The organism is Patescibacteria group bacterium (assembly GCA_041653535.1).
GTDB lineage: Bacteria > Patescibacteriota > Patescibacteriia > JACRDY01 > JACRDY01 > JBAZFH01.
Genome location: JBAZFH010000002.1, coordinates 255,682 through 271,250, shown reverse-complemented (window position 1 = coordinate 271,250; position 15,569 = coordinate 255,682). Strand labels below are relative to the sequence as shown.

At 41.4% G+C, this 15,569-nt stretch carries 17 protein-coding genes and 1 tRNA gene; 4 read left to right on the top strand and 14 right to left on the bottom strand.

Going from position 1 to position 15,569, the window contains the following annotated elements; genetic code table 11:
- The first annotated feature begins 166 nt into the window (after nucleotides 1–166).
- Nucleotides 167–895, top strand: coding sequence for an NUDIX domain-containing protein (locus WC310_03275; GenBank protein ID MFA5358814.1), 729 nt, complete (start codon nucleotides 167–169; stop codon nucleotides 893–895).
- 12 nt (nucleotides 896–907) lie between these two features.
- Nucleotides 908–1,963 carry a hypothetical protein gene (locus tag WC310_03270; GenBank protein MFA5358813.1) on the top strand — a complete coding sequence of 352 codons (1,056 nt, stop codon included), beginning with the start codon at nucleotides 908–910 and terminating at the stop codon, nucleotides 1,961–1,963.
- Nucleotides 1,964–2,038: 75 nt separating this feature from the next.
- Here WC310_03270 and WC310_03265 read toward each other — a convergent pair whose 3' ends face one another.
- The gene (locus WC310_03265) at nucleotides 2,039–2,548 is read right to left on the bottom strand and encodes an RNA-directed DNA polymerase (protein MFA5358812.1); all 510 of its coding nucleotides are present in this window, start codon (nucleotides 2,546–2,548) and stop codon (nucleotides 2,039–2,041) included.
- Complete coding sequence (locus WC310_03260) at nucleotides 2,535–3,116, bottom strand: reverse transcriptase domain-containing protein (GenBank protein ID MFA5358811.1); 582 nt, start codon at nucleotides 3,114–3,116, stop codon at nucleotides 2,535–2,537. Before WC310_03260 ends, WC310_03265 begins: the two co-directional genes overlap by 14 nt.
- Between WC310_03260 and avd the strand changes: the two genes are divergently transcribed.
- On the top strand, nucleotides 3,117–3,455 hold the full coding sequence (avd, locus tag WC310_03255) for a diversity-generating retroelement protein Avd (protein ID MFA5358810.1): 339 nt from the start codon (nucleotides 3,117–3,119) through the stop codon (nucleotides 3,453–3,455).
- Between the two features lie 547 nt (nucleotides 3,456–4,002).
- Here avd and WC310_03250 read toward each other — a convergent pair.
- The 11 genes from WC310_03250 to WC310_03200 all read right to left on the bottom strand — a co-directional run bounded on the left by WC310_03250 (nucleotide 4,003) and on the right by WC310_03200 (nucleotide 13,473).
- On the bottom strand, nucleotides 4,003–5,028 hold the full coding sequence (locus tag WC310_03250) for a hypothetical protein (protein ID MFA5358809.1): 1,026 nt from the start codon (nucleotides 5,026–5,028) through the stop codon (nucleotides 4,003–4,005).
- A gap of 778 nt (nucleotides 5,029–5,806) precedes the next feature.
- A tRNA-Asn gene (locus tag WC310_03245) sits at nucleotides 5,807–5,878 on the bottom strand.
- A gap of 193 nt (nucleotides 5,879–6,071) precedes the next feature.
- Nucleotides 6,072–6,809 carry a DNA repair protein RecO gene (recO, locus tag WC310_03240; GenBank protein MFA5358808.1) on the bottom strand — a complete coding sequence of 246 codons (738 nt, stop codon included), beginning with the start codon at nucleotides 6,807–6,809 and terminating at the stop codon, nucleotides 6,072–6,074.
- 21 nt (nucleotides 6,810–6,830) lie between these two features.
- Nucleotides 6,831–7,562, bottom strand: a complete 732-nt coding sequence (locus WC310_03235; GenBank protein ID MFA5358807.1) for a hypothetical protein — start codon at nucleotides 7,560–7,562, stop codon at nucleotides 6,831–6,833.
- A gap of 4 nt (nucleotides 7,563–7,566) precedes the next feature.
- Nucleotides 7,567–7,959 carry a Holliday junction resolvase RuvX gene (gene ruvX, locus WC310_03230; GenBank protein ID MFA5358806.1) on the bottom strand — a complete coding sequence of 131 codons (393 nt, stop codon included), beginning with the start codon at nucleotides 7,957–7,959 and terminating at the stop codon, nucleotides 7,567–7,569.
- Between the two features lie 38 nt (nucleotides 7,960–7,997).
- A complete protein-coding gene (map, locus tag WC310_03225) occupies nucleotides 7,998–8,765 on the bottom strand; it encodes a type I methionyl aminopeptidase (GenBank protein MFA5358805.1) in 768 nt (255 codons plus the stop codon).
- Between the two features lie 2 nt (nucleotides 8,766–8,767).
- Nucleotides 8,768–9,418: a nucleoside monophosphate kinase gene (locus tag WC310_03220; GenBank protein MFA5358804.1), complete on the bottom strand. Its 651-nt coding sequence runs from the start codon at nucleotides 9,416–9,418 to the stop codon at nucleotides 8,768–8,770.
- A 13-nt stretch (nucleotides 9,419–9,431) separates the two neighbouring features.
- Entirely contained in the window at nucleotides 9,432–9,695 is a 264-nt protein-coding gene (locus WC310_03215) for a hypothetical protein (protein MFA5358803.1), read from the bottom strand.
- A 15-nt stretch (nucleotides 9,696–9,710) separates the two neighbouring features.
- A complete protein-coding gene (locus WC310_03210) occupies nucleotides 9,711–10,319 on the bottom strand; it encodes a hypothetical protein (GenBank protein ID MFA5358802.1) in 609 nt (202 codons plus the stop codon).
- A gap of 21 nt (nucleotides 10,320–10,340) precedes the next feature.
- Nucleotides 10,341–12,926 (bottom strand): DUF87 domain-containing protein, encoded by a 2,586-nt coding sequence (locus WC310_03205; GenBank protein MFA5358801.1) that lies wholly within the window; start codon nucleotides 12,924–12,926, stop codon nucleotides 10,341–10,343.
- Nucleotides 12,927–12,939: 13 nt separating this feature from the next.
- Entirely contained in the window at nucleotides 12,940–13,473 is a 534-nt protein-coding gene (locus tag WC310_03200; GenBank protein ID MFA5358800.1) for a hypothetical protein, read from the bottom strand.
- Between the two features lie 121 nt (nucleotides 13,474–13,594).
- Here WC310_03200 and WC310_03195 point away from each other — a divergent pair, with 121 nt between their 5' ends.
- Nucleotides 13,595–14,524, top strand: coding sequence for a magnesium transporter CorA family protein (locus tag WC310_03195; protein ID MFA5358799.1), 930 nt, complete (start codon nucleotides 13,595–13,597; stop codon nucleotides 14,522–14,524).
- Nucleotides 14,525–14,526: 2 nt separating this feature from the next.
- Here the strand turns inward: WC310_03195 and WC310_03190 are convergent, their stop codons facing one another.
- Nucleotides 14,527–15,516 (bottom strand): tRNA-dihydrouridine synthase, encoded by a 990-nt coding sequence (locus tag WC310_03190; protein ID MFA5358798.1) that lies wholly within the window; start codon nucleotides 15,514–15,516, stop codon nucleotides 14,527–14,529.
- Nucleotides 15,517–15,569: the final 53 nt, after the last annotated feature.

Sequence of the window (15,569 nt, the reverse complement as noted above, 5' to 3'; positions counted from 1 at the left end):
CGGATTCTTTGTTTATAAAAAAATGAAAAACTAGCGCCTCTTCGCGATAGTAAACAATACGGCATGTTGACAAAACCTTCAAATTATTGGTAATATTAGCAATCAACGATTTTGACAATCTTGACTACCAGTCCATTAAAAATCGAAAAAACAAAGGAGAAAAGGCATGCAAGGCATCGTAAAAATCAACCGCCAAGATGTAGAAATATCTTATTCTGTCGCCGTGAACTTTACGGAAGCCACAATGGCAATTAATTCCAGAATCTTCAAAAACTGGAAAAATAGCCTGAGCCGGAAATTCAAAATTTCCCACATCTTTATCCAAGCTGTTGATTTTCGCGGAGAAGCGACCGCGAAAAACGTCTTGTTTATTCGGATGAAGGTTACCTGTGCCAACCTGCTCTATCCGGCGGTCGTTGAACTGCGTGGCAACACCGTTGTCATGCTGCCGATTATTGATGTGGACGGCGAAATTTTTACTGTCTTGGTTCGCCAACCGCGTATCGCTACCGGCAAAATCGCATTGCCTGAGCTACCCGCTGGCATGATCGACAACGGTACTTTTTCCGGCGCGGCAGCTCGTGAATTATACGAGGAACTTGGTTTGGTTGTCGGACAAAAAGAATTAATCGACATGACCGAGAATCTTCCGGCGAGCGCCAACGGGATTTATTTCAGCCCTGGTATGCTCGACGAAAAAGCAAAATTTTACATGATCAAACTGGTCATGACCCGAAAAAAAATGCAAGAACTGCAAAACAAAATCACCGGTGTTGCAAATGAAGGAGAAAAAATCACCCTTCAGATATTGCAACTGAGACTCTTATCTTCCGTCATTCAAGACGGAAAATCCTTCATTGCCTTGGCGTTGTATCACCAGCTAGGTTACAAATAAGGGGAAGGTAAAATGACTGCTAGACCAAACTTGGTTATCATCGGCGACTTTGGTAAAGACCTCGACGATGAACACACGTTACTTGTCGCCGCCCGACTCGCCCGTCAAGGCATAATCAACTTAAAAGCGGTCGTCGCCAATCTATCGCCGGCGCATTTACGCGCTCGCATAGCCAAAGGTATGCTCAAACAGCTCGACCTGGACAGCGTTCCTGTTGCTGTTGGCACGCCAGTCTTTGAGGGAAAAACCCACCCTTACGAAACACGAATTTCCTATCTTGCCGATTTAAGCGAGGTGTTGCCAAACGGTTTTGATCTCCTAAAAACCACTCTGCTAAAAAGCAGCGATCGAAACGTAATTTTGGTGCTACAATCAGGTATGACCGATGCGGCCGAATTGTTAGACCGAGAACCATTTTTATTTACACAAAAAATCCGCCAGGTTGCTATTATGGGCGGCGTCGAAACCGAAAATAAAAAAATCAAACTTGACATTCGCGGCATGATGACACCCAATAACGCCAACAACAACGAATTCGACCGCGAATCAGCTGTTTTTTTGTACTGGCGACTGCAAGAATTAAAAATTCCGATGATTATTACCACTCGAGACGCAGCGTATGCCTGCCAATTTCCCCTTACTGTCTATGACGATATGGAAAATACGGGCAATCCTATCGGCGATTGTTTAAAAGGTCGGCAAAAGCCCGCGCTGCAAAAACTATGGCAAGCGGCTTGTTCCGCTCCCGAATCAAAAATTCGCGGTACGCTGCCGGTCGACCGAAACCGCCAATGGTTTGTTAAAGTCTTCTGCGGCGACGTTGATCCCGCAATTAATGACGGCGATGACATCTGGTCGTATGTCCAAAATTTCAACCTATACGACCCGATTAACTTTGTCGCCGCCATACCGAACTTAATCGACACGTTTTTCGACCCAACCGAAGTGTGGGTCAACGGAGTACGACATTTGGTCATCGGCGTTTCATCCGACAATCACGGTGTCCGAGACATTGACGGTCTACGTCAATTTTTAACCGCCGCGGAAACTTCCGCGTTACGGTTTTAACAACAACCAAAAAAGGATGTATCTGATACATCCTTTTTTATTTTTAGATAGATAACTACCTCAATATCTCCGAATTCAGTCTAGTAACACCGTAACTGATTTTTTGAAGGAGTTTTTTTGGGAATATTTAGCTATTTCCAGAATTTTTTGCCCTATTTCACGTCCCTGACAATGCTTTAGTATCCCAAAGTACGATTGCAACGACTGATTAAACGATTCTTTTGCTATCAGACCTTGTTCCAATTTTTGTTTCCTCAAACTGATCTTCTTTAGCATCCGTTTTTTAGTTTTGGTTCTTAAAACAATATATCGCGGTAAAACAACATAGCCCAAAAAGTCCACGCCTTGTATAAATTTTTGAATCGAAACTTTCCCGGGATGAAGTTCTAGTAATAATTCCTCTTGTAAAAATTCTTGGATTCGTGTTAAGGTGGTCTGTAAAAATTCTTTTTGGGGATGAACGATAACAAAGTCATCGGCGTAGCGAAAATAGTCCTTGATTTTCAACTTGTGTTTAATGAACTGGTCTAATTCGTTTAAATATATGTTGGCGAAAATTTGCGAGGTGACATTACCGATAGGCAAACCCTTTAAAGCCCCCCCCCTTAGCAATTTTCGTAGATAAAAAACTCCCAATAATCTCGTTGATTAACCAAAGAAACTTCTCGTCTTTAATCTTGTTTTGGATTATTGCCAAGAGTTTTTGGTGATCCACGCTCCAAAAGAATTTTTTGATGTCGCATTTGAGGATATAGACGGTTTGGGTGTAATTGTGGCTAACTTGGCGGAGGCAATGAAATAAGTTGAGAACCGCCAAATGTGTGCCCTTGGCAACTCGGGAAGAATAGGAATGATAAATAAAGCTGGGATCAAAAATACGATAGAGCTCGTTAAAAACCACGTGGTGAACTAGACGATCACGAACTAACGCCTTACTGATAACTCGATGCTTGGGGTCGTAGATATGGAAGGTGGAATAGGGACCGTGGCGATAACAATCGGAGGATAATTCATTATGAAGCTTAAAAATATTATCTTCTAAACATCGTTCAAACTCCATAACATCTGGCTTCTTGGCTTTATCTCTCCTAAAATCACGCCAACAACTAAAAATATTCTTCAAACTAATTAATTCATCAAAACTCTTAACCATATGATAGACACGCCGATTATCTTAAAAACTTATGAGCTGTACAAAATCTTTTACGGTTATTTGGAATTGTTTCCGAAGAAAGACAAATATGCTCTGGGTGGTAAATGCGAGGAATATATCCTAGAGATCATGGAACTGCTTATTGCTACCAGCGTAGGAGTCCGGACTGACAAATCTCGACTTATCCAGCAAGCCAGTTTAAAACTAGACATCTTAAAAGTATTTATCCGACTTGTCAAAGATTTAAACCTACTCGAGGATAAAAAGTACATTATCTTGCAACAACAAATTCAAGAAATTGGGAGAATGATTGGTGGTTGGCAAAAGTCGGTTCAATAACAACAAAAGTCCTTCTGCACCGCAGAGGGACTTTTGAATTTTTTCTAAGCATAACCGAGGCAGAACACGATCCCGCCGGAATAGTTGTCGTTGGCATTGCCGAGGTTCGTCCTGTTGTCGAAGTCGGCGTTGTCGTCGTTGACCTTGAAGTTGAGCGAGTGGTCGGGATCCTGCTAGAATTTTGCCGTTCTCCGCCTATAAGCACCGGGAAGATATTGCTATCCGCCCTGTATTTTATTCTGACCCAGGTTGGTCATTAGAGCCCGGCAAGTAGTGCTTAGAATTTTACCGTGCACTCTCCGATAATCACGAAATAGCAACTATCGGACTCTGGCACATTGGAAAAATTCCAGGTTTCGGTGACCTTAATCTTTTGAACTAAGATACATTAACCTACTCCCAAGTATATTCTACCCGATTTTTTGTAAAAGAAAAGGGGGCGTACGAATACGTCCCCGAAATACCATTTTGTGGCGACCGCCTAACGGCGGTACTGATGCCAAGGATCCAAGCCGAGGGACAAGGAAACCAAGTCCCAAGGGCTGCGCTACGCGAGGCAGAACACGAGCCCGCCGGAACAGCGGGCGTCGGCATCGCCGAGGCCCGCCCCGTCGCCGAAGCCGGCGTTGCCGTCGCCGACCCCGAAGTGGAGCGAGCGGCCGGGACCCTGCCATTCCAGTGCGGCCATGTCCAGACCCGGGGTATTGAAATCCCGACCCAGGACATCCGGATACATGGTGACGGCGGACAGGGTGTCGAACCCGCCAGCGAGGTGCAGGGTCGTCGGCAAACCTTCCATCTGCTCACGGTCGGCATGGACTGAGAAGCCCTGAAGCGGGTTTGGGAAGTACAAGGCGACCAGATGGCTTTGGAAGAGCCGCTCGACAAGCCGACGATGGCTGTCGTCGATGATTGTCACCTTGCCGAACAAATCGTCCTTGCGGTAGTTGTTGAACGGCCGACCGGAGAACTCTTTCTCATAAGCCTTCTTAGCCGCCGCGACAAAAGTCTGCTCAAGAACCTTGCCGTAGTCGAATTTCTTTTTCTCGATCTGCGGCATGATGATTGGCAGGCAGATGCCGCTGGTCAGATTGGCGATCTGCTCGTCGGCGCTAAGCGCCGTCAGGAGCTCATTGACCTTGCCTTGGAAATCCGCCGCCGACATGATCAGCCCCGGTTGGAGCGCCTCCTGAAACCGAACTAGGCGCAAAGCCAGGGCTTCCACCATATCCAGATTGGGCTGAACGAGATGAAAGTTACGGTTGGAGTCAGTGTGGTTCGCTTTCAAACCCCTGGGAATGCGGCGGCCATTTTGGGCGAAAAACTTTTTGATTGCCGACACAAGCTGAATTTCCAACTCGTCTCGCAAGAGCTGACCGAGTACGCCTTGATCGGCAACCCCGGCCTGAATGAGCTTGTTGAGAATCGCCTCAAGCTGACCAAAATCGAATTGACCAAACTTGAAGTTGGCGCCTTCCCGACTCTCAAGTAGTGCGGTAACCTTATCGGATCCGCCCAACATGAGAATCAACTGCGCCGCCTGTTCCAAAAGCGTAGTACGATAAGTTGTCATGATACCCGTCCTCCTTTCGGCTATTTGCCGAATGTCGAATTTTGCCTCTATTTGAGGCGCGAAATCCCATCATCACCACGATGACAAGATTCTAAAATATAGCACAAATAACCATTCCTGTAAAGTATTTGGGATATTTTAAGCAATTTTAGGGGTTTTTATAGGGTTTTATGGGTAAAAATTATCTACTTATTAATCAGGGTTGTTGTGTAATTAAATGTTATTTAATAATTCTGAACGCTAAATGAACTACCGCCCCGCTATGCAGCGGGGCGGTTTCCGTTTGCTGGCTTATGCCAGCCAAGGCTTTAACCTCATTTCAAAAATATTAAATTGTTAAAACTGCGGGGGTTTGGGAGCGGAAGCTGCGCCAAAGCCGAAGCCCCGAGAGTCGAGCCCCGCCTTGGCGGGGCGAGCGAAAAGGGTGAGGCGGGTTTAGGAACGATGAGGTGCTAAGGTATTCGCGCTTCTGGAGCCCCCAAAACTCTTTGGTTGCCCAGCTGCAGGGCGCTGCAGCTTGGATAACTGCCTGCCCCTGCCTACCGGCAGGCAGGCGGTATAAGGGCGAAAGATGGTCAACAAAATAAAGGTGTTGCTTCTCTTTGTCCGAAAACTACGCTTTTAAACGCACTCACCCCGCACATGCGGGGTGGTTTATCTGGTTAATGAAACAGCGTTAACCCGCCTTCAACCGGCAGACATCGCGGCTTGTTTACAAAACTCTGGGAGAAGGAATCGAGCCTCCACTATCCTGGTTAACCCGCCTGCCATTGCCTGCCTCTGGGAGGAGGAATCGAACCTCCACTATCCTGGTTAACAGCCAGGCGTTTTACCTTTAAACTATCCCAGAGGCTGGCGGGCAGGCAGCCAGGCGTTTTACCTTTAAACTACCCGAGAATTTTGCAAACAACCTATTTAAAAACCCCGCGATCTTTGCGGGGCTATCTTACGACGAGTAAACAAAAACTCGTCAGCCCCAGTGCTGATTATTATTATTAAATTGTACAACTATAAATTTCATACATTTATACTGTATCATATTGTCATAAAAAGTCAACCTCACCCACGACTCGAGCAAAACCTTTAACCAAATTACCGGTAAAATCGGCTAATTTTTTATTAATTTTATTTTTTGAAAAAAATTCTAAATCTTTTTCCAGCATCAACCGCAACACCTTTATTTCATTACTGCTCACCGCAAACTGACCGCTACCGCCAAGACCGACAGCTTTTTTGCAATCACCGCAAACTAACCCGCCGCGTAAAAAATCAAAAATATTGTCCTCGGGCATAACACGATTTTTACATATAACACAGTTACACAACTCTGGCCGATAACCCAGATGAACTAAAAGTTTCAAAATAAAAACACTAAATAAAAATTCTTTTTCCCAAACTAACCGATCCCTGTCATCCAGGTTCGATAATATGGAAGAAAGCAACTCAAAAATACCAAGATCGCAGCTGCCTTCTTTCACCAAATTATTGATAACAGTCAAACATTTTTTAGCCAAGCGCAAAGAATCCAAATCTTTGATAATATTTTGATATCTTTCAATGGTTTCGATATTAGATAACCGCGCTGATTTATTACCCAAAACGATCTTAGCCACCACCACGCCGAATGGCTCAAGATGTCCAGCCATTTTACTCTGCAGTCGTCGTACGCCCCGGGCAAGCACCGATATCTTGCCAAGATTTTTGGTATAAAGCGAAAAAAAGCGGTCGTATTCCTTAACGTCGCTTTTAGATAAAACAATGGCTGCCGTGTAGTATTCCATTTGGTCCGATTAACCTGCTAATTAATCATTCTCAAAACTTACGCTTTTTTCGTATTCCGCTACTAATTCTTCGGCTAGAATATTAGCGTCTTTTCGAGCCTTATTAACCATATCTTGATCGGTTTTTTGTTTTACGAGGCGAAAAGAAATGTCAGCGCCTCTGTCCTTTTTTACACCTGTCAATTTATGTCCTTCTTCTTCATATAATTCCGGAGTGGCATACGACCCATAAAAAATATCTCCTCCCAAAGCACGTTCTATTTCCTGAATATATTGGTCGCCGGGATTTTTCCCATTACGACCTTCGAGCGGAGAATAAATACCAATGGTTGCGATATCGAAGGGAATGCCAAATTCTTTTAAAGTTAGGGTGAGAGTATATAAACTATTACCAGTCACAATTGTGTCGGTTACAATAAGAATTTTAGTGTCTTTTTCAACTTGCGTAGGAAAAATTTTTTTTACCCTGCTTACTGCCGGAGAATGTCCAGGAATAAAAAATGTTTTTGGTGCCTCTTTGCCTTTAGTTTTATAAACATGCTCTAAAATTTTTCTAAAGACTAAGGCGGGAATACGTCCAGAGGCATCATCACCGATAATATGGGTATACTCGCAATTATCAATCTTCTCTCTAAGTTTATTAATGATTTTCTTTATTGGGCGACGCAATTCTTCAATAAAAGGGTTTAGGTCGGTCTTCCTTTTTTCGCCTACCGATGGTTCCCACAATTGTTGAGAAAAATTTTCAACCATATTATTATTTTATCTTATCCAGATATCCCTGCAAAATTATCATCGCGGCAATGGCGTCACGATCATATTTTTGTTTAAAATCTTTGAACAAACTATCAGCCATTTTTGAGCTTAGTCTTTCGTCTTCAGTCAAAATTGGCAAGTTAAAATTACTTTTTAATAAATCGATAAAATCCTCGACTTCTTCGGTTTTTTTCGTACTGACTCCCGACATATTGAGAGGCAAACCAATGACGATGCGATAAACTTTTTCCGCATCTATTATCCGGCGTAAATTGCCCACCACTCCTTCGTTGTTAGCAATAACATCAAAAGGAAGAGCTATTTTTTGCTCTTCATCACCGAGTGCCAAACCGATACGCACCGAACCATAATCCATTCCCAATATTTTAGACATATTTTTTATATTATTTACTGGTTGCTGCCCGCTAACTGCTATTTTGTTAAAATTTGACAGCCTTTTTCTGTTACCGCTACCGTATGTTCAAAGTGAGCACACATTGATCCATCGGCTGTCACCACCGTCCAACCGTCATCTAAAAACTTCACCCGGTCAGTACCGTCTGTTAACATCGGCTCAATAGCTAAAACCATTCCTGGTTTTAATTCTATTTTTGGCTGATGAATGGCCACAAAATTAGGAATCATCGGCTCTTCGTGCGGCGCGTAACCGACGCCATGCCCGACTAATTCTTTAACTACCGCGAAGCCATTTTTTTCAGCATAACTCTGCACGGCGTAAGAAATATCGGCAACGGTATTTCCTGGCTTCACTTGCTTAATAGCGTTTTCAAGACTTTTTTTGGTTACTTTGATCAATTTATTAACTCGTGCCGGAACTTTTCCTATCGTTATCGTTGCTGCCATATCGGTATACAGACCTTCGTATTCCATGCCGATATCAATAGTAAAAATGTCGCCTGATTTTAATTTTTTTATTGGCGATGCCGGCGCATGAACCAGTTGATTATTTATTGAAGCGCAAATAGTGGAAGGAAAAGGCGGATCGTTGTGAGAACTTTGGTAATTTTTAAAAGCCGGTGTGCCGCCGACTTCGCGAATCATTCTCTCGGCAATCTCGTCAATCTGCGCCGTGGTTACTCCTGGCTTTGATTCTAAAAACAAATGTCTCAAAATTTTTGATAAAATCTTGCCGCTATAAGCGAGCTTTCTGATTTCTTTTTCTGTTTTTATGGTAATCATAGTCAACTAAAGATTTTTGTTACATCTGCCTCAACCTGAGGAATATTTCTAAAACCGTTTATTTCATGAATAATTTTTTTATTCTGATATCTTTCAATAATCGGTCCGATTTCCTCACGATAAATACTTAATCTTTTGCGTAGAGCCGCGTCTTCGTCATCATCACGACGAGTAACCAATTTAATATTACAGCGATCGCATTGGTTATCAACTTTTGGAGGTTTAAACTTAAAATGATAAACCTCTTCGCACTTAGGACAAACCTCGCGACCGCTAATCCGATACAACGCTTCGTGATCCGCTAAATCAATCAAAACAACGTGTGTAATTTTAGTCATTTCATCCAAATCTATTGCCTGATCAATTGTTCGCGGATAACCGTCTAATACAAAGCCTTTGGCGCAGTCTTTTTTTGCCAGTCTTTTTTTAACCAAAGCATTGGTAATCTCTCCGGGGACGAGCTTACCTTGATTAATATAACCGGAGACCTGCTCAGCAAAAATCGTCTTCTTTTTTGCCTCATGTCGATACATTTCTCCCGTAGAAATTATTGGAATATTTAATTTTTGAGCTAATATTTTCGCTTGAGTGCTTTTACCCGACCCTTGCGGACCCAAAAATACTATTCGGTATATTTTTTTATCTTTTACCACAAATACAAGATTATTAGTTGCCTAAATTTTTCAATTTTTCGTAATCGATCTGGCTGATTTTCCCCTCTTTGACCAGTTGATAAAAAATCGGACTGAGACGTTTTTTCCATTCAAATTCGGTAACGCCATTATCGTCCAATTCTCCGGCGACAATATTAAAAATTATTTCACGCTGATCTTGAGTCAAGGTATTGAGTCTAAACAAAGATTTTTTTATTTCATCCTTGGTGTGAAAAATTTTTCTACTGGAACCAAACAAAGAGCCAAAAATCGCCATATTTTTTTACTACTATTATGATTTAATCACGTTTTCCACTGCCGCCCAAGCCGATTTACTCTCCTCGGGCACCAAAATAACCACCTCATCGCCCGGATCACCGCGAAAATAAGTAACTGCTGCGGTAATCAACTTCCAGCGCTTAGTGCCGGCGACAGCGTAATATTGCTTGGTTTCCGGATCCTGACCAAGCTGAGCTTTGACCCTTCGACGACCGACCGGACCTATCTGTTTGTATACAAAATTACCACGATCGTCAATAGTTAACTTTAAAATATCACCCTCTACTAATTTTGATTTGGAAATATAATTTGGCGGTATTTGATATTCCTGTCCTTCGGTATCAATCATTTTTTGTCCGTCAAAAACTCCCTCCACCACTTTTTGTTCATCAAAATATTTACCATCAAAATCAACATCGCTTTTTATACTTTCCAGCTTTTCTAAAACCAACCCTCCATTACCGCTACCGCTATCTTCGACTATTTTTATCGCCCTTTCAATATTGCTTTTTATATTATTTAAGATTTGACGCAAAGCCTCTTTTTTTTCATCGTCAACTCCCATACTATCTGCCATATCGCCCAAATCCAAAACTTCATTTTTGTTTTTTTTGTCTTTCATATTTATTTTGTTTTTTTGTTTTTATTCACGATCAGTTGACGGTATAAAACTTGCGACTCCAGCCGTCTTAGACCGATCCAGTATCTCTCTTTCCACTATATCTCGATCGCGACCATATTTCAAACGCGACAATTCACGAATTTTTTCCGCTAAATCACGGCTTTGAGGATTAAAGTAGTCGGTAGCCATATTAAAGGCCTTTGTTGCCTCGTTATCCACCAAAAGTTTAACATAAGCGGTATATTTTTCAATGTTGATAACATCATACTCGTTAAATACCGGCGCAAACTCTTTAGCCAGTATTTCCGCGTCTTCCACGCCAATTTTGAAACAAACTATCGTACCGACGTTACCAAACACCGCGTCGCGAATAGTAGTATCATTATTTACCACCAGCTGACCGATATATTGATGAGCAATTATCAGATTCAACATATATTTACGGGCTTCCGACAAAATAACAGCAATACTGTCAGTGGTAAAATTTTGAAATTCATCAATATAAAGATAAAAATCTTTACGTACTTCTCTCGAAGTATCAGTACGACTCAAAGCAGCCATCAATATCTTACCGACGATCATCATACCAAGTAGATTAGTATTAATATCCCCTAGCCGACCCTTGGATAATCGAACCAGCAAAATCTTTTGGCTATCCATTATATCCCGAAAATTAATCGCGCTTTTTTGCTGACCAATAATCGGTCGCATAAAATCATTGGAAACAAAAGTATTTAATTTTGAAGTAATATAGGGTACCATATTTTGCAGCGATGCTTCACCGCCGGCTTTTTCCGCTTCTTTTTGCCAGAAATCTTTAACCACTTGAGTTTTGCACTTCAATAGTTTATAACGACGATATTCGGCATCGGCTAACACTTTGGATATCTCCATCAAAGTCGAACCCGATTCGGGATCCTCCATAATCAATAACATCGCATTTCTTATGTATTGCTCAAACATTGGACCGCCGGTAGCTCGCAAATCATACAGTTTATCAAATATTTTAATCATTTCGTTGATAACAAAAGTTTTTTGCTCCGGATAACGCGGATCATATTCCAAAAGATTTAAACCCATTGGTCGTTCGATATCCGCCGGATCAAAAATAATAACATCGTCAGCCCGCTCTTTTGGCACTGCTGCCAGAACATCATCAACTAAATCTCCGTGCGGATCAATAACGCAAACTCCTTCGCCATTAATTATGTCCTGAGTAGCCAACCCCCCCATCAAAACGGATTTACCGACGCCTGATTTACCAATAATATACACGTGTCTTCGACGATCCTCCCTTTTGATAAAAATCGGAGTAGCGACGTCGCGATAAATATTAGTACCAAGCCGAATGCCTTCCTTGGGCGCATTAAGAGGTGCCGGCGCCTTTTTAGAGGTCAACCAACGAATGTTTGGCATGTCGGTCGAAGTAAGTGGCAAATGATAAATGCTAGCGACTTCTTCGGTGTTCATAATCATTTTATACTTTTCCGTGTAATTTCGATGAATAAAGTCATTAACGATTCCATCTATACGATAAGGAACCTTTTTAACAAAACCATTACCATATTCATAAATATTATATTGAAAAAAAGCATTAACAATATTATCTAGACAAAGCTGAGCACTGGTAGGGTCTTGTGCGGAAACCACTACCCTAATATTTACGTCCAGTCCCGCTTTACTGGATTTTTCCTCAATGCCTTTTGCCATTTCCTCTTCCATCTGTGAAAGCTGGTAATGCCTACTATCCATCATTCCTATCTGCTGCTCATCTTTATTTTTAGTTTTAAAAACATCAGCTACTACTCCCAAAAATTTCAAAAATCCATTTGTTCCGGCAGCACGAACGGCTGTTTTTAATTTTTTTCCTTGCTTCATTTCAGAAACAACACGACTGCCCACCTTGTGCCAGCTGGGACGAGAACTACGGACAATAACCTGTATCACTGCCCCTTCATTATCAGCTAGCTTCCCCATGGCATTAGTCAACGATTCCAGGGGGTCGTTTTCCATTTTTTTATAAGTTTTGATAGGAAAGAAAAACTCACGTCTAAATTTCAAATAAGCCGCTCGAATCACTCCTTGCGGGCTAAAAATATTATAATCCTCCTTTATTTCAATAAAAGCCTCTGGATAGTGTGCATGTATTTGCTGTTCAAAATATTGCTGCAAATAACTAGGCACGGCAGCGTAGAAAGAGATAAAACCATCATGGGCGACTATTTCTAAAGCGACATGGTCAGTCCGACCGAACAACCAATAACGCAAACCTTTTTGCGCTTTTAGCCCGCCGATACTACCAGCCAACATTTCTCCTAGTGATATTTCCTCGGCAATTGACTGCTGCGTTTCCCTCTCGTGTCCTTTTTCTTGCTTCAACGACTCCTTGGGTAAAGTAATAAGCAAAATGACTTTACGAAAAGCAGCCGGAACCTTTTCCCGACGGTAAAAATAATAACGAATAAACAAAAGTATAATAAAAACAAAAAGCGCCGTGAGCGCAAAATAAAAAATAAACATCAGCCACGGGCTGGATGCCACCAAACCTTGACTTACTTGTTCAGCCGGATTGCCAGTCGGCAACCCAAATTGAAGCTCCTGGTCCATGTTAAATAAAAATTTATTTTATATTTTTGTTTTTCTTTTCCTCGTCAACCAAATCCAATATCTCATCAGTTTTTATCTTTGCCTCTTGTTCCAAAAAAAATTTATTAATTCCAGGGACGATTTTCAGCCAACTGGCAATCAGACGAAAAATTCTTCTGGCTTTAATTCTTACCGAAGAGAGAACTCCCCGGATGGCGTAAGCTGTTTTTTCTCCCTCAATTTTAAATTCTTGTTTTTTTTCTTCCGGTAAATTGGCGTATACCTGCTCTAAATCGTCTTCTAAAATATCTTCTATATTTTCCAGGGTTTCGTCTTTTGCCGTTGCCAAAATATCAGCAGCTTTACCGACCGTTCCCGAACCAGGAAGCGGCGGATAACCATCAGTTGATGTCTGCGGCTCGCCCTCAGTTACAACTCCAGTGGTAGTCTCTGGGCTAGCCAAATCCTCTGGATTTAATGGTTGTTCTAACGATTCTGGAGTTTGCGATACTACCTCCGGGGTTATCGGGGCAAAAGCCGCGTCTTTTTTACCTTCTTTTTGAGACATAATTTTATTATATTAACACTACTATTATAGCAAAAATATCTAGTTTTAGTAACGGGTCATTACTATTATTTCTCAATCAAACCAAAATATGTTATAATATTTTAACAAACAAAAATAAATTATGGAAAAACCAAAACATATACATCTTTTACGATTGGGTGGCTTTCAATGGTTTAATGTCACTCAAAATACTCTACGGGAAATAAACTGGTTAAAAAAAAGTTTTCCTTTTTACCATACTGACGTCCAAGACTGTCTACCTCCGACACAGCGACCAAAATTAGTAGAACACGACGAATATCTTTTTATGGTTCTACTCTTCCCGATTTACAATCGAAAAACTCGGGAAATAAAGGCTACGGAAGTTGATTTTTTTATTGGTCGCAATTTTATAGTTACTATTCACGATGGTCAACTGCCGCCGCTTCGTGAATTTTTTACTCGCTGTGAAAAAAACCCCAAATTTTATCAAGAGATAATGGAGGGCGGATCAGCCAATCTACTTTTTGAAATATTGAACCGCCTAACCAATTACTGTTTTCCAATGCTAGTCCATATTAATAACGATATTGACGCTATCGGGTCGCAAATATTTATCAAACACGGACCAAAAACAATATACGAAATCGCGCTGATTAAAAAAAATATCATCAATTTTCGAAGAACAATGCAAGCTCATAAAAGCACCATTTCTCACCTCGTGGAAGCCAGCGATCGCTTCTTTCTAAACGACAAAATCGATATATATTTCAAAAACCTTATCGATCAACTAAAGGAAATATGGGATTTACTGGAAACCCACAAAGAAACCATTAACTCTTTGCACGAAACCAGAATGTCCCTTAGCTCCTATCGCCTTAATCAAATTATTAAAACCTTAACGATTATTTCAGTACTTTTTGCACCCATGAATCTTGTGGCTTTCATTTTTGCCATGAGAACTCCTCATCCGCTAGAACAAAATGATTTTGGCTTTTGGATCATACTGGGAATAATGGCATTAATAGCTTTAACCCTGGGTCTGATTTTCCGTAAAAAACGCTGGTGGTAGCCTTAACTATCTAAAACATTCTTTATTTGCCCAACTGTTTTGACGCGAACCAATTTTCGTCGCAACTCTGCGGCGTTTTTTTGTCCACGAACATACCAGCAAAGATGTTTACGCAACTCAATAATACCGTAACTTCCCTTTTCCTTATAAACCAACTCGGCGTGTCTCAAAATCACCTTCTTTACCTGCGCCCAGGAAAACCTGCCGACTATTTTTCCGGAAAAATATTTTTTTATCTCTTGAAAAATCCATGGCTGCCCCCACGTTGCCATACCGATAGCTAGTCCGTCAGCCCTCGTCAGACGTAAAACATCTATAGCTTGCTGCGGCGTTTTCACTCCACCATTAGCAATCAAAGGAATAGAAATTTTTTTCTTTACCTTTTTTATCAGATCGTAATCTACTGCTCCGGAAAATCCCTGCTTATACGTACGTCCATGCAAACAAATAAAGTCCGCCCCGGCTTTTTCTATTTTAGGAGCAAATTTCAAAATTTCGTTTTTACTGGTAAAGCCCAAACGAGTTTTGACTGACACTAAAACTTTTTTACCAACAGCTGCCTTTACTTTTTTTACAATCTCGCAGGCTAACGCCGGATCTTTCATCAAAGCCACGCCGTGACCGGATTTCACCACTTTTTTTGCCGGACAACCCATATTAATATCGATCCCGGTTGGTTTGAATTTTTTAACTAATATCGCGGCAGCTATTGCCATATTCTCCGGATTTTTACCAAAAAGCTGTAATATAATCGGTTTTTCTTTAGACTCATAGATAGCTAACCGTTCGGTCTTGCTTAACTTGCCCCATTTTTTCTTTTCCCAATCATAATAATCCTGCGGTTTGCCATAAATTATTCCTTCAGCACTAATCATTTCCGAGTAAACCAAATCAGCGCCTAGCCCGCGACAAAGCTGACGAAAAGCCGAATCGGTTATTCCCGCCATCGGCGCCAGGGCAAGTATTGGTTTCTTTCTGAATATATTGACCATAATTCTTAGATTTTAGTTTACCAGGTTTTAAATAAAACTTCAATATTTTAGCT

Coding starts and splice junctions, on each gene's coding strand:
- WC310_03190 (MFA5358798.1), bottom strand. CDS start 15,516: ATGGTCAATATATTCAGAAAGAAACCAATACTTGCCCTGGCGCCGATG.
- map (MFA5358805.1), bottom strand. CDS start 8,765: ATGATTACCATAAAAACAGAAAAAGAAATCAGAAAGCTCGCTTATAGC.
- WC310_03210 (MFA5358802.1), bottom strand. CDS start 10,319: ATGAAAGACAAAAAAAACAAAAATGAAGTTTTGGATTTGGGCGATATG.
- WC310_03205 (MFA5358801.1), bottom strand. CDS start 12,926: ATGGACCAGGAGCTTCAATTTGGGTTGCCGACTGGCAATCCGGCTGAA.
- WC310_03250 (MFA5358809.1), bottom strand. CDS start 5,028: ATGACAACTTATCGTACTACGCTTTTGGAACAGGCGGCGCAGTTGATT.
- WC310_03235 (MFA5358807.1), bottom strand. CDS start 7,562: ATGGTTGAAAATTTTTCTCAACAATTGTGGGAACCATCGGTAGGCGAA.
- avd (MFA5358810.1), top strand. CDS start 3,117: ATGATAGACACGCCGATTATCTTAAAAACTTATGAGCTGTACAAAATC.
- WC310_03260 (MFA5358811.1), bottom strand. CDS start 3,116: ATGGTTAAGAGTTTTGATGAATTAATTAGTTTGAAGAATATTTTTAGT.
- WC310_03275 (MFA5358814.1), top strand. CDS start 167: ATGCAAGGCATCGTAAAAATCAACCGCCAAGATGTAGAAATATCTTAT.
- WC310_03195 (MFA5358799.1), top strand. CDS start 13,595: ATGGAAAAACCAAAACATATACATCTTTTACGATTGGGTGGCTTTCAA.
- WC310_03200 (MFA5358800.1), bottom strand. CDS start 13,473: ATGTCTCAAAAAGAAGGTAAAAAAGACGCGGCTTTTGCCCCGATAACC.
- recO (MFA5358808.1), bottom strand. CDS start 6,809: ATGGAATACTACACGGCAGCCATTGTTTTATCTAAAAGCGACGTTAAG.
- WC310_03270 (MFA5358813.1), top strand. CDS start 908: ATGACTGCTAGACCAAACTTGGTTATCATCGGCGACTTTGGTAAAGAC.
- ruvX (MFA5358806.1), bottom strand. CDS start 7,959: ATGTCTAAAATATTGGGAATGGATTATGGTTCGGTGCGTATCGGTTTG.
- WC310_03215 (MFA5358803.1), bottom strand. CDS start 9,695: ATGGCGATTTTTGGCTCTTTGTTTGGTTCCAGTAGAAAAATTTTTCAC.